Genomic DNA, 13,383 nt, shown 5'->3' on the forward strand with positions numbered 1-13,383 from the left:
CGTTGTGCGGCACGATGGTAACCTTGTCGTAGTCAAGCGCCTGCGCCCACGTTATTGCCATCGCATTGACGTCGCCATCGTATTTGGCCGATACGAGCGTGGTCGCGCCCGGGTTTAAGATACGATATGATTTTTGTAGATCGACTTTTATGATCGCCATTTTTACTCCTTTGACCTGGTTTTTGTTAAATTTGCCCGCTTTTTTGAGCCGCCTTGGCGAGCTTTTCAAATTTGACTTTAACTCGCCAGGCCGCCATATCAAGCCCAAAAACCGCAAATTTAGCTAAATTTACCGCGCCTTTTCGCAGTGCTCCCCGTACGGCACCAGCTCGCAAAGGCGCGCATGCAGCCGTTTTACCTCATCCTCGCCGTAGATCTCGCGTAGCTCTTTTTCGTGGTATTTAGCTAGCATGATGCAACCTGCGAGCATATCCGTTTCGTGGCAGCTTCTAACAAGCGCCTTTATCGCCTCCTCCGCCCCGTAAGGCATCGCCATCGTGCCGAATCTAAAACATCGCCAAGCATCCATCTCGCACGCCTTACGCATATAGCCGACCGCCTGCTCCGGCGCGCTGCTACCGATCGCTAGTCCCAGATGCTCGCACCCTAGCGCCGAGCCCTTTTCGCATGCGGTTTCGTATAGTTTTTTCGCGCGTTTTTCGTCCTTGCCTGGCGCGCCCTGCTCCTTAAAACTCCTGCCGTAAATCACGCAAGCGTCCTGATAGCCGTTATCGCAAGCCGGGCTCAAAATCTCCCTTGCGGCGATGAAATCTTTATTATTTATATGCATTTCGCCCGCCGCCGCGCACGCGTCAAATTTGCCATCCTTGCACGCGCCGAGCAAAATTTGCATCGCCTCGCGAATGTCTTTTTCGTTTTGCTTTTTGGGCTGTTTTTGGTAAAACAATATCACGCGCTTGCAAGCTCTCGCATCCTTTTGGGCGCAGGATTTTTTGAGCTCCTCGTATCTCGCACTTAAAAACGCCTCTTTTTCTGGGCTTAGTTCGCCTTTTTTAGGCTCGCTGGCCGATACGACAATGGCTAAAAACACAACGCCGATTAGAAATAATTTTTTCATTTATACCCTTTCTCAAGTGGATTGCATTTATATTTCATACTTTTGCTTTTTACGGTCAAATTTAACATTTTCAAGATGCGGGTTTTGGCAACTAAAATTTAAAAATTTGACTCCAAATTTAAACACAGAAACCCAAGGCGAAGTATCGTGAGATGATTTTGGGGGTTGTGCGGTAAAATTTAGGCGAAGATAGAACATATAGTTCATCGAGTCAAAATTTTACAAACTCCGCAAAAAGCGCTCGCGAGACAAGCCGTCAAATTTAAACGGCTTGTTTTAGCCCCAACGCCCTCTCGCTAAACCCCTCTCCCACGATAAACTCCGTCGTATAAACCAGCGCGCGGCCTTCCTGCGCGTCTTTGATGCGGATGATCAGTCGCTTGTTGTTTTTATCTGCTGCGGCGCGGTGTTCGCCGATGGCGGCACGGTAAATTTGTGTGATGAGATCCTTGCCCGTTTCATCCAAATTTAGCTCTAACACGAGATCCTCGAGCTCTCTTTTGCCCCTGCTTTCGCTAGCGGCCGAGCCGTTTTGGTAGCTTGCGCCGCTACTTTCCTTACGCTGCCTAAAGCTTCTGCTTTGGAAATTCATATCGCGCGCGTCCTCGAGGCTTACGACGTCGATTAGATTTATGCGAGCGCCTTGATCGTCGCGAGAGTAGCGCACCTTAAAGGCTAGCGGGGCGTCCTTTTGCTCGTCGCTTAGGCTCTCGATGAGCCCCTTTTCAGAGTCAAACGCCGCGACCTTAAATGTACCAAAAAGGTCCATGATGCTTAGCATCATAAACTCTTTGCCACTCTTTTTGCTCGTGATGCTGGCGACCTCCCTGATCTTGCCGACGACTAGGATCTCGCTGGTTTTATCTATCTTGCCAAAGTCCTTGCTAGGAGTGTGCTTGATCTGTTCGATTTGCTCTTTGTATTTTTCGAGCGGATGCGAAAAATCCATACTCGCAGCCTCGTCTAGCGTCAAAATTTTATCCAAATTTATGCGCATAAACTGCCCGTCTTTGGAGTAGCGAACCTTAAACGCATGCGGTAGATCGCGCTCATCCGCACTCATCGACTCGACCGCGCCAAGGCTTCTGTCAAAGACCGCGATCTCGACCGTACCGTGAAAATCGAGCATCTCGATCGTACCCATTTTTTTGCCGTTTTTCTTGCTGATCCTGGTCGTTAGATCCTCGATCTTGCCGACTAACAGCATCTCGCCGTTTTCCGGTAGCTCGTCAAATTTATCGCTTAGCGTGTATTTTATCTTTGAGATTTGCTCGCGGTACTCGTCTAGCGGGTGGCCCGAGAGGTAGATACCCACGCTTTCTAGCTCAAATTTGAGCTTAGTTTTTAGCTCTAGCTCGGAGTCGTCGCGCACGAGACTAGTTTTTACCGTACCCATACTCTCGTCGTCGCCAAAGAGGCTCTCGGCCGCGTTTTTCTTGATAGTAGCGGCGTTTTTGCACGCCTCTACGATGTTATCTAGGTTGTTTAGCATCATCTTGCGCGTTAGGCCGAAGCTATCAAACGAGCCCGATTTTATCAGGCTTTCAAAGACTTTTTTATTTACCTTAAAGTTATCCACGCGCGAGACGAAATCATCGATGTCCTTAAATTCGCCCTTAGCCTGCTCTTCTAGGATATTTTCTATCGCCGCGCCTCCGACGCCCTTTATCGCGCCTAGGCCGTAGATAATGGCGTCCTTGCCGCCTTCGCTAACGACTGAGAATTCTTTGGCAGATTTATTGACCGACGGCGGCAGGATAGCGATATCTAGGCGCTTACACTCGTCGATGTAGCGCGAAATCTTATCTGCGTTAGTCTCCTCGCTAGTGATTAATGCCGCCATAAATTCGGCCGGATAGTACGTCTTCATATAGGCCGTTTGAAATGTCACGTAGGTGTAGGCCGCGGCGTGGGATTTGTTAAATCCGTACGAAGCAAAGTGCAAAATGAGCTCAAACAGCTCGTCGGCCTTTTTGCCGTCTAGCCCCTGCGCCTGCGCTCCTTCGATAAATTTACCCTTTAGCCTATCCATCTCCTCTTTTATCTTTTTACCCATCGCTCGGCGCACGAGATCGGCTCCTCCTAGCGAAAAGCCGCCGATAGTCTGCACGATCTGCATAACTTGCTCTTGATAGACGATGACGCCGTAGGTGGGCTCCAGGATCGGCTGAAGCTCTGGGAAAATGTACGTGATAGGCTCCAGGCCGTGCTTGCGCTTGATGAAATCAGGTATTAGATCCATCGGACCCGGGCGGTAAAGCGAGATCATCGCGATGATATCCTCGAAGCAGTCGGGGCGCATATCGGCTCCGACTTTTTGCATGCCTTCGCTCTCTATCTGAAATAGTCCCAACGTCTGACCGCTACTGATCGTTTCGTAGGTTTTTGGATCGTTTTTATTGACCTGCTCCCAGATTATCTCTTTGCCAAATCTCTTTTTTACGAGCTTGACGGCATTATCTATCACGGTTAGAGTCTTTAGCCCCAGGAAGTCAAATTTGATGAGGTCGACGTCCTCTAGGTACTTTAGGCTATACTGCGTGACGAAGTGATCCTCCTCGGCGTTTGGCTGGCGGAAAAGCGGGGTCTTGTTCCACAGCTCCTCGTTTGAGATGACCACGCCCGCCGCGTGCATGCCGGCGTTCCTGTTTAAGCCTTCCAGATCAAGGGCAAATTTCCAGATTCTGTTTGCATTTGAGTTGCTTGCTATCAGCTCGCCGATCTTTGGCTCTTTTTCAAAGGCTTGTTCTAGCGTGATGCCTAGCTCGTCTGGGATGAGCTTTGCCATCGCGTCGGCCTCGGCGTAGGGCATATCGCATACGCGCGCGACGTCGCGGATGACGCCTTTCGCCAGTAGCTTACCAAATGTAATAACCTGCGCGACGTTAAATTTGCCGTACTTTTCGATGACGTAGTCGATGATCTCGCCGCGGCGGTTTTGACAAAAGTCCACGTCGATATCGGGCATGCTCACGCGCTCGGGGTTTAAAAAACGCTCGAAAAGCAGGTTATAGGGCAGCGGATCAAGGTCGGTGATCTTTAGACTATATGCGACCAGGCTTCCCGCCGCCGAGCCGCGTCCCGGGCCTACCGGCACGCCGCGCTTTTTAGCTTCGTTGATAAAGTCCCAAACGATCATCATGTAGCCTGGGAAGTTCATTTTATTTATGATATCTATCTCGCGCTGCAGACGCGTGCGATACTCCTCGTGGCGCTCAGCTGGGATAAATTTCAATCTCTCCTCCAGCCCCTGCCTACACTCGTGCTCAAACAGCACGCTGTCGTTTGGTATGCTGTAGCGTTTATCAGGCTCTGGCAAGCTCAAATTTCGCTCGGCCGCGTACTCGAGCGTAAATTTAAAATTTGGCGGCGTAGCGTCACCTAGTTTGATCGTGAGGTCGCATTTATCTACGATTTCTTGCGTGTTTGCGACGGCTTCAGGGATATCGGCGAAAAGCTCGCTCATCTGCGCAGGCGTCTTTACGTAAAACTCATGCACGCTGTGGCGCAGGCGGTTTGGATCGTCGAGCAGTTTGTTCATCGCGATACACATGAAAACCTCGTGCGCGTCGGCTCTTTGCTTAAACGTGTAGTGCGTATCGTTGGTTGCGACTACTTTGATGTTTAGCTCTTTTGCTAAGCGCAAAATTTCATCGTCGATCCTGCGCTGATCGCCGATACCGTGGCGCATTATCTCGAGGTAAAAATCATCGCCAAAGACTTCTTTGTACCACAGCGCGGCTTCCTTTGCTGCCTCGTATCCGCCCGCGCCGTAGCGTAAATTTCGCTCGCTTTGGTTGAGGTTCCAGTTCACCTCGCCTTGCAGGCACGCCGAGGAGCAGATGATGCCCTCGCTGTGCTCTTTTAGTATCTTTTTGTTGATACGCGGATAATAATAAAATCCCTCGATATAGCTCATGGAGCTAAGATACATCAGGTTTTTGTAGCCGATTTCGTTTTTGGCGATGAGGCAAAGGTGAAAGCGCTGCTTGGTGCTTTTATCTCCCAGCTCCTCGCCGTTGTGGATGTAGGCTTCGATGCCGATTAGCGGCTTTATGCCTTCATTTTTCATCGTTTTATAAAAGTCTATCGCGCCAAACATATTGCCGTGATCGGTGATGGCTGCGGCTTTGACGCCTTGGCTTTTTAGCGTTTTTGCTAGCTCTTTGATACGGTTGGCTCCGTCTAGCAGCGAATACTCCGTGTGCAGGTGCAGGTGCGTAAAATCTGTAAAATCGCTCATTTTTCGTCCTTTTTAATGCTTTTGATTTTACAAAAACTTTGCTTTTAGGCGGATAAATCGGCTTCGTTTAAATTTAGCTAGGCTCGGCAAATAGGCTGCTGGTGTGGATTTTTCGTCAAATTTGAGCTTAAATTTGACGACTGCGGTGCGGGCAGCTTGATTTAAATTTACGGCTCCAAATTTAGCCCAAATTTGAGCGGTAAATTTGACGCAACCTCGTATAAATAAAAATTTGAAGCGCGATTACGAGGAGATTAAGAAAATTTTAGATAGGGCGGATAAAATTTACCGCGCTCTTTAAATTTTAAAAATAATCCAAACAAGAGTGCAAAGCGCCTAAATTTATCGGCTAAATTTCTCTTTAAACATCTCAAGCAAATTTGACAAAGTGTCGCATTTTGACGCGTCAAGACCAAGCTTAAGGGCGGCAAATTTATAGTGGATTTTAGCGCCGTCCGCTACGCTCACCGCCGGTGCGCTCGAGCTTTTGGATAGCTTTTTGCCGCCATGCGCTAGCAGGCCGTGATGGATGAAATTTGCATTTTCAAAACCGTATCCTAACATCTGCGCCATGTACTTTTGCGCCGCCGAGCACGCGAGCAGATCCTCGCCTCGCACGAGCAAATTTACGCCCAAAATCTCGTCATCCACGAGGCTAGCGAGATTATAAGCGGGCGTGTCGTCTTTTTTCCAAACGACGAAATCGCCCAAAATTTGCGCCAAATTTACGCTTTGAGCTTGCGAGAATTTTTCCGTTTCAAATGTCGCTTCGTCCGTCAAATTTAAGAAGCCTAAATTTGCCGAATTTAAATTTTCCGTGGCGTTAGGGCTAAATTTTTCACCGCCGGGCTTCTCTCCGTCTGAGCCGCACAAGTTTGCCGAATTTTTTAAACCGTTTGCTGTGCCGTCTTGCGCTTTTTGCTCACTACCCCAAAGGCCGCCCACCAGGCTCGCCTCTCCTCCGGAGCCGCACCCCAAAGCGTCAAAATTTATCAAAATTTGCCCGACTAAAATTTCCGCCCCGTTAAGGACGCGTAGCCGCATGGCCGTTTTGTCTTTTTTAAATTTAAGATTTTTCTCCGCGCAAACCCGCGTGTAAATGCCGTTTTTAAACGAGTTTTTCATCGAGTGCGAGCACTCGCAAGCGTAGCAAACGCCTTTTTGCTCAAGCTTTTCTAGCGCGTTTGTATAGGTGCCGAGGCGAAATTTGGAGCTAAATTTGGTTTCAAATTCCCCCACCCCACCAGGTCCGCTGTCAAAACCAATGCCCAGCATATCAAGCACGCGAAAGATATTTTCCACGTATTGCCTGCGGTAGCGCGGCAAGTCGTAGTCGTCGATCCTTAAGTACAATTTCCCGTCAAAAGCGCGAGTAAAAAGATATGTCAGCAAGAAGTTGTAAACATTGCCCGCGTGCAAAAAGCCGCTTGGCGTCGGAGCGATACGAGAGGTGATTTTTTGGTTCATTTGGAGCGAAAATTGCTTAAAAAGCTTAAATTTAAAAATTAGATTAAAGCCGTCAGATTTGACGGCTAGGATTATTCTTTAGGTTTAGATTCGTTTACTCTTAGAGCTCTGCCGCCTACTTCCTTGTTGTTTAGCGCTTCGATCGCTTTTAGCGCGTCTGCGTCGTTTTCTATCTCGACAAATCCGAATCCTTTTGAGCGATTCGTGTCGCGATCTTTGACGATTTTCGCGCGTTTTACTTCGCCAAACGGCGCAAATGTATCCTTAAGCTCTGCCTCAGTCATGCGATATGACAAGTTACCGACGTAAATATTCACAGTAACGTTTCCTTAAATCAAATTCCCGATAAAATCGGTTAATAGATGATACCTGAATTTAAATAAAAAAGCTAGATAAAAATTGATATTTTTATAATTTTTTGTAAATTTAAATTTCGGCTGGCGTTTTTGGAAATTTATTTTTTATTCGAAGGTTTGGGGTTGCGTAAAATTTGAAGTAAATTTAAGGCAGGTTTGGCACGGAACACCAGCCAATCGGCGCAAATTTGACGCTTGCGCGCTTTATTTAAAATTGAAGTAGCCGCACCTTCGCCAAAAACTGGCAAAACGTGCGGCATTTATCAAAATTTAAACCCGCAAATCGTTATTTGACAAATAAAAGCCCGTTTTTTACTTCGTTATAAACTTGCTCGCCGTTTAAAATTTTAACCAGCTCCAAAGCAAACTCCATCGCGGTGGCGGGGCCTTTTGAGGTGATGATATTTCCGCTTTGCACGACGTTTTTATCGCTCACGTACGTTCCGCCCTCGACGCTAGCCTCGCAGCTAGGGTAGCATGTGTACTCGCCGCTCATCACCTCGGCCACCCCAAGAGCTATCGGCGCAGCGCAAATGGCGGCGACGAATTTGCCTTTTTTAGCAAACTTTTTGATCGTCTCTCTCATTTTTAGGTTACCGGAGATATTCGTGACGCCCGTATATCCGCCCGGCAAAACCAGCATATCGTAGTCACCCTCCTCAAGATCGTAAAGCGTCATATCGCAGACGAATTTCACTCCATGTGCGCCCGCTATAGGCAGTTTATCAAGCCCGACGATATCGACTTCCACGCCGCCTCGTCTAAGCACGTCTACGATGCTAACGCCCTCTATCTCCTCAAACCCGTCGGCAAAAATCACGGCAACTTTTTTCATAATTTTCTCCTTAAATTTTGGGATTATTATACTCTCGTTTGCTAAATTTGCGCTATAATCGCGGCACTTTATATTCGAAAGGAAGGAAAATGGAAGTAAAGATTACATATTGCAATTCTTGAAACTATAGACCGGTAGCTTCTCGTGTAGAAGATGAATTTTTAAGTCAAATCCCAGGTGCTAAAGTTAGCAAAATCGTCGGTAGCGGCGGAAACTTCATAGTTGAAGTAGATGGAAAGATAGTATTTTCCAAAAAAGATCTCATCGGCACGGAAGTAAATGCCCTGCCAAATCACGAAGAGATCGTTGCTTTGGTCGATAGCGTTAAAAAATCAGCCTAAAGTCTAAGCCGAGGCTTAGGCTTTGGCTTTTATTTTTTCAAATTTTATCTCGTCTTTTCCGTATTTTTTAAGCAAACCATTTATGCGTCGCTCAAAAATTTTCCATCTAACTTTGTTTCCATATTTTTCAAACAAATTTAACGCTTGGCTGGTCAAAATTTCTTGTTCATTCTTTATGAGTAAATATTCAAAAAGCTGATCAATCACCGCTAGACCGTTTCGATCTAACATCAGATCAATCAAATTGCGTTCGCTTTTTATCTCGTCGAAAAATCTAAACACCGCCGTTAGGTCACTTGCTAAATTTTCGCACAGCGCTATCGTGTCGGTGTTTTCATTAATTTCATAGTAAGCTGCTTTAGAGTCTATGATAGATGAGATTCTATCCCTAAAATGACATTCGTATTCTTTGGGTTTTGAGATGGTTTCTTTGCCGGTCGCAGCGTCGATAAATGCGCCGTAAATGCCGCAGTTTACGTAAAATCTGGTTTCAAATGCGGTATTGCCGCTACTTTTTTGAAAATTTACGACGTATATAAATTCGGGAGTATTTTTGTAGAAATTTAGCCCGTTTTTGGTAAAGCCGTTATCTTTAAACAGCGGCTTTACTTGGGCTATGAGCTCGTCAAATTTTGCTTTCATCAAATTTGACGGCTGCGATTATTTGTTTGCGCGTTCGATGTACTCGCCGCGGACGGTATCCACGCGGATAACCTCGCCCTCAAGCACGTGGAAAGGTATCTGCACGACTGCACCGCTTTCTAGCGTAGCGGGCTTTTTGCCGCCCTGGGTGTCGCCTTTAAAATTCGGCGGAGTTTCGACGATCTTTAGCTCGACGACTTGCGGTACTTCTACACCGATAGCCTTGCCGTTGTGAAACAAAATCTCAACCATCATACCGTCGATCATCCATTTTTTAACATCGCCCACGTCCTCGTCGCTGATCGCCACTTGCTCGTAGGTCGCAGTGTCCATAAACTGGCAGAACTCGCCGTCGTCGTAAAGATACTGCATCTCTTTTTCTTCCAGATTCGGCTGGTCGCATTTGTCGCCCGCATGGAACGTCTTTTCAAGTACTTTGCCGTCGATGAAAGATTTGATTTTCGCGCGAACGAAAGCTGCGCCCTTACCCGGTTTTACGTGCTGATACTCGACGACTTTATACGGAACGCCGTCTAGCTCGATCTTTAATCCTTTTTTTAGGTCGCCCATAGAATAGGTTGCCATTTTCTCTCCTTGTAGTTTTAAAGCCTGATTATATCAAAAAAGTTTTTAGTTTAGTTTAAGAAGCGGCGAGGCGGCGAATTTTACCGCTCACGCCGAAGCAAAACTCAAATTTAAGGCTTAAATTTGAACTCGCCTTTTTCCTTGCTTTGTTCAGACTGCGAGTGGATTTCCCTTTTCATCTGTTCGCTTACGCTTGGTTCGTCTTTTTGTATCTTTTGAAATTTCTTTTTTTCGGTCAAAATTTTCTCAAAATTTTTAGTACTTTGCTTTTGCGCCTCGCTCTCGCAGCCCATCAGCAAAAACAAAATCGGAATCAAAAGTAAAAATTTCATACTCAAACCCTCCTTAAATTTAAGCCCCAATTCGGGCTTAAATTTAGACAACTGCGTACTTTGCCCATACGCAAACGTCTAGATCGTTTAGCTTAGCCAGCGTCTCTTTGGTTATTTTTTCATCCACAAGCACGACCGCAAGCGCCATACCGTGATCGTCGCGTCCTAGGCGGAAGTCGGCGATATTGATCTTCTCTTCGGCGAGGATAGATGAAATTTTAGCGATAACGCCCGGAACGTCGTTGTTTTTAAAGATAATCATCTTGCCTTTAGGCTTAAAGTCTGTTTTAAAGCCGTTTATCGTCACGATGCGTTGCTGATTTTCGCCAAACACCGTTCCGCCGATCGTTACGACATCATTTTCGGTCGTGATGCGAACAGTGATTTTATTTTTGAAAATACTATTGCCGCCGACGGTGCTTTCTGTCGTTATACCTTTTTCATCGCACAAAAATTTAGCGTTTACGTAGTTTATCGTATCGCCCAAGCTCTCTTTTAAAGCACCCACGATCGCAAATGTAAGCATGGAGTTCGCGTATTCGCTGATAGGACCGTGCGTCTCGATGCGGATAGCTTTGATCGCTTTTTTGTTGATCTGAGCGGCGAGGAAGGCCATCTTGCTCGTAAGCTCGATATAAGGCTCCACAAAAGGCGGTAGATCTTCCGTTTTTATCGGCAAATTTAGCGCGCTAGGATAGCTGATGCCGCGAGCCGCAGAGATAGCCTGTTCGGCTGCTGCGATAGCGATGTTGGCTTGAGACTCTAGCGTATTTGCGCCAAGGTGCGGTGTGACGCTGACGTTATTTAACTCAAGTAGCGGATGATCCGTCGCCGGTTCCTTCTCAAATACGTCGATACCCGCAAACGCTATCTTGCCGTTTTTTAGGCCATTATACAGCGCCTCTTCGTTGTAAAGACCGCCGCGAGCGCAGTTTATGAGGCGCACGCCGTCCTTCATCTTTGCGATCTCCGCTTCGCCGATCATGTTTACGGTTTCTTTATTTTTAGGAGTGTGTATGGTGACGAAATCACACGCAAGGATATCGTCGAAATTTCGCGTATAAACGCCGCCCATATCGGTTACTTTCGACGGATCGATATATGGATCATAAGCAACGATTTGCATACCGAAAGCCGCAGCCCTAACCGCTACGCGAGAGCCGATGTTGCCAAAGCCGATGACGCCTAGAGTCTTATTAAAAAGCTCGACACCGTACCATTTCTCGCGTTTCCAAATTCGGTCGATTTTTAGATCGTTGTGAGCGTACGGAAACGAGCGAGCTGCCGCTAACATATGAGCCATCGTTAGCTCTACCGCGGCGATCGTGTTTGCCGTAGGGACGTTCATCGCGATTATGCCGCGTTTTGAGCAGCCATCTATATCTACGTTATCGACGCCGACGCCCGCGCGCACGAGAGCTTTTAGATTTTTAGCCGCATTTAAAAACGCTTCGCCGACCTCGGTCGAGCTTCGAGTGATGGCCACGTCAGCCTCGCCTAAGATATCCAAAAGCTTATCTTTAGGCACGTTTACTGCGTCGATTACTTTTATATCCTCTTCGCGATTTAAAATTTCAAAGCCGACTTTATGTATTGCGTCGCACACTATTATCGTTTTCACAGCTTGATCTCCTTGAAAGTTGAGCGTATATCGTACGCCTTAAGTTCGTTTATAACGCGGTCTAAAACGCCGTTATCTTGCGTGTTTATGTAAATTAAATTTTGTGAATTTTCTTTTACTACGCTAAAATCTACGGGTATGTTTTTTAATGTTTGAGTAAGGCAAAACATCGAATAGATATCGTTTTTATCAATCACTAACTGATAGGCCGTTTTTGTGACGGTTTTTGACTCGTCTTTAAATTCTATAAATATCTCGTTGCTTGCCAGCGCATATTTTTTTGGAGTCAAATTTGCCATTTCGCCAACCCAGGATGCAGGACTGGCAGTCAAATTTGACTCCTCGTTACTTTGTGATACTTTTAGCCCCGCAGGCGCAGGCTCTTTTAAATTTACGTCCGCGTACTTATACAGCAAAGCGCCACATACGCAGACGAAAATCAGCAAAAAAGCAATCGCGCCCCAGAACAAATATCGCTTCATCTACTTATGATAGCTGTTCTTTAATAATATCGCCCAAAGTAACCTTATCGTCGCTATTTATCTCGTTTAGCACCTCGCGCTCTTTTTGTCTTGCAAGGCGCCTTACGCTTAGGCGGATTCTATTTTTCTTCTCATCGATAAAGGCTATCGCAGCTTCGATATTATCGTTTATGTTTAAGCTTTCAGCGCTTACGCTACCTAGGTCTTCTTTGCGGATGAGCGCATCGACATTATCGCCGAGCTCTACAAATACGCCGAAATCTTTAATATCGCGAATTTTACCAGTCACGATGTCGCCTACGTTAAATTTCTTTGCATAAGCTTGTACAGGGCTTTGTTTTAGATCCTTTTGACTAAGAGAAATTTTTTGCTCGTTAGAGTCGATTTTGATGATTTTTACCTCAACCTCGTCGCCCACTTTAAACAAATCTTTGCACTTATCGTTTCTATCCCATGAAGCGTCCTCATTATGGAGCAAGCCCTCAACTGCGCCAATCCTAACAAATGCTCCAAAATTCGTCACGCTAGTAACTACGCCTTTAGTGACGTCCCCTTCTTTAAATTGAGCTTTAAATTCGTCAAACGGCTTTTTGAGTAGATTTTTTAGACTCACTCTTAAGCGGCGATCTTTCGCGTCTATCTCGATAACCTCGACGTCAAGCTCCTCGCCTTCGCTAATGTGATCTTTTGGATTTTTGATATTTTTATCCCACGAAATTTCAGAGATATGCAAAAAGCCCTCTATATCGTTGCCAAGATCGACAAATGCGCCGTAAGGCTCAATGTTGCTGACTGTTACTTTTATAGTATCGCCAACCTCTAAACCGTCTTTTATCTCGTCCCAAGGATCAGGCATCGCAGCCTTGATAGATAGAGAGAGGTGTTTTTTCTCGTTGTCGTATTTGATAACTTTTACTAAAACTTTATCACCTTCTTTGTAGATAGAGCCCGGATTTACCGGTCCTTTATAGCTTATCTCGCTGTAGTGCACGAGTCCATCCACTCCACCTACGTCTACAAACATACCATATGTAGTGATTTTCTTAACTACGCCCTCTATCACGTCCGTATTTTCAGCGACTGCAGATATCGCTTCTCTTTTTTTCTTTCTATCTTCGTCAAGCAGTTTTTTTCTTGACACGATAATGCTTTGCTCGTCTTTGTCTATTTTTATGACTTTTACTTTAAACGACTTTCCCACTACCGCGTTTGCGTCTTTAAAGCCGCCTTGCGAGCGAGGCAAGAAAAACTCGATACCGTCGCTGTTTTGAGCAACAAAACCGCCTTTATTTTTACCGATTATTTTTACGTCGAATATGTCTTGATTTTCTTCATTATATGAGTCTATATAGGCTTTTACTTTTTCTTTTCTAAGCGCTTTTTTGTGAGAAACGATAGGTT

12 protein-coding genes are annotated in these 13,383 nt (G+C 46.0%); 1 reads left to right on the forward strand and 11 read right to left on the reverse strand.

From position 1 onward, the window contains the following. Window positions 1–289: 289 nt before the first annotated feature. From Q0386_RS07315 to Q0386_RS07335, 5 genes are all read right to left on the reverse strand, one after another. Window positions 290–1,078, reverse strand: a complete 789-nt coding sequence (locus tag Q0386_RS07315) for a tetratricopeptide repeat protein (RefSeq protein WP_299029193.1) — start codon at window positions 1,076–1,078, stop codon at window positions 290–292. Between the two features lie 262 nt (window positions 1,079–1,340). Further along, complete coding sequence (gene dnaE / locus Q0386_RS07320; protein WP_299029195.1) at window positions 1,341–5,321, reverse strand: DNA polymerase III subunit alpha; 3,981 nt, start codon at window positions 5,319–5,321, stop codon at window positions 1,341–1,343. A gap of 342 nt (window positions 5,322–5,663) precedes the next feature. Continuing rightward, complete coding sequence (locus Q0386_RS07325) at window positions 5,664–6,788, reverse strand: glutamate--tRNA ligase family protein (protein ID WP_299029198.1); 1,125 nt, start codon at window positions 6,786–6,788, stop codon at window positions 5,664–5,666. Between the two features lie 71 nt (window positions 6,789–6,859). After that, window positions 6,860–7,105 carry an RNA-binding protein gene (locus Q0386_RS07330; RefSeq protein WP_002948394.1) on the reverse strand — a complete coding sequence of 82 codons (246 nt, stop codon included), beginning with the start codon at window positions 7,103–7,105 and terminating at the stop codon, window positions 6,860–6,862. Between the two features lie 325 nt (window positions 7,106–7,430). Beyond that, window positions 7,431–7,979: a DJ-1 family glyoxalase III gene (locus Q0386_RS07335; RefSeq protein WP_299029201.1), complete on the reverse strand. Its 549-nt coding sequence runs from the start codon at window positions 7,977–7,979 to the stop codon at window positions 7,431–7,433. A gap of 89 nt (window positions 7,980–8,068) precedes the next feature. Between Q0386_RS07335 and Q0386_RS07340 the strand changes: the two genes are divergently transcribed. Continuing rightward, window positions 8,069–8,320, forward strand: coding sequence for a SelT/SelW/SelH family (seleno)protein (locus Q0386_RS07340; RefSeq protein ID WP_299029204.1), 252 nt, complete (start codon window positions 8,069–8,071; stop codon window positions 8,318–8,320). A gap of 15 nt (window positions 8,321–8,335) precedes the next feature. Here the strand turns inward: Q0386_RS07340 and Q0386_RS07345 are convergent, their stop codons facing one another. The 6 genes from Q0386_RS07345 to Q0386_RS07370 all read right to left on the reverse strand — a co-directional run. Then, window positions 8,336–8,962 carry a DUF4304 domain-containing protein gene (locus Q0386_RS07345; protein ID WP_002948379.1) on the reverse strand — a complete coding sequence of 209 codons (627 nt, stop codon included), beginning with the start codon at window positions 8,960–8,962 and terminating at the stop codon, window positions 8,336–8,338. A gap of 18 nt (window positions 8,963–8,980) precedes the next feature. Beyond that, the gene (efp, locus tag Q0386_RS07350; RefSeq protein WP_002948377.1) at window positions 8,981–9,547 is read right to left on the reverse strand and encodes an elongation factor P; all 567 of its coding nucleotides are present in this window, start codon (window positions 9,545–9,547) and stop codon (window positions 8,981–8,983) included. Window positions 9,548–9,657: 110 nt separating this feature from the next. Then, the gene (locus Q0386_RS07355; protein ID WP_299029212.1) at window positions 9,658–9,879 is read right to left on the reverse strand and encodes a hypothetical protein; all 222 of its coding nucleotides are present in this window, start codon (window positions 9,877–9,879) and stop codon (window positions 9,658–9,660) included. A gap of 43 nt (window positions 9,880–9,922) precedes the next feature. Further along, complete coding sequence (serA, locus tag Q0386_RS07360) at window positions 9,923–11,500, reverse strand: phosphoglycerate dehydrogenase (RefSeq protein WP_298792041.1); 1,578 nt, start codon at window positions 11,498–11,500, stop codon at window positions 9,923–9,925. Continuing rightward, complete coding sequence (locus tag Q0386_RS07365; RefSeq protein ID WP_298791179.1) at window positions 11,497–11,982, reverse strand: hypothetical protein; 486 nt, start codon at window positions 11,980–11,982, stop codon at window positions 11,497–11,499. The genes serA and Q0386_RS07365 overlap by 4 nt, the downstream gene beginning before the upstream one ends. 4 nt (window positions 11,983–11,986) lie before the next feature. After that, a partial coding sequence (locus tag Q0386_RS07370) for a 30S ribosomal protein S1 (protein ID WP_299029215.1) occupies window positions 11,987–13,383 on the reverse strand: 1,397 nt, incomplete at its 5' end.

Origin of the sequence: uncultured Campylobacter sp. (assembly GCF_938045625.1) — a bacterium.
Lineage (GTDB): Bacteria > Campylobacterota > Campylobacteria > Campylobacterales > Campylobacteraceae > Campylobacter_A.

What these genes read in the sequence shown, in the direction of transcription:
- dnaE (WP_299029195.1), bottom strand. Translation starts at nt 5,321, where the DNA reads ATGAGCGATTTTACAGATTTTACGCACCTGCACCTGCACACGGAGTAT.
- Q0386_RS07325 (WP_299029198.1), bottom strand. Translation starts at nt 6,788, where the DNA reads ATGAACCAAAAAATCACCTCTCGTATCGCTCCGACGCCAAGCGGCTTT.
- Q0386_RS07365 (WP_298791179.1), bottom strand. Translation starts at nt 11,982, where the DNA reads ATGAAGCGATATTTGTTCTGGGGCGCGATTGCTTTTTTGCTGATTTTC.
- Q0386_RS07345 (WP_002948379.1), bottom strand. Translation starts at nt 8,962, where the DNA reads ATGAAAGCAAAATTTGACGAGCTCATAGCCCAAGTAAAGCCGCTGTTT.
- efp (WP_002948377.1), bottom strand. Translation starts at nt 9,547, where the DNA reads ATGGCAACCTATTCTATGGGCGACCTAAAAAAAGGATTAAAGATCGAG.
- Q0386_RS07355 (WP_299029212.1), bottom strand. Translation starts at nt 9,879, where the DNA reads ATGAAATTTTTACTTTTGATTCCGATTTTGTTTTTGCTGATGGGCTGC.
- Q0386_RS07315 (WP_299029193.1), bottom strand. Translation starts at nt 1,078, where the DNA reads ATGAAAAAATTATTTCTAATCGGCGTTGTGTTTTTAGCCATTGTCGTA.
- Q0386_RS07335 (WP_299029201.1), bottom strand. Translation starts at nt 7,979, where the DNA reads ATGAAAAAAGTTGCCGTGATTTTTGCCGACGGGTTTGAGGAGATAGAG.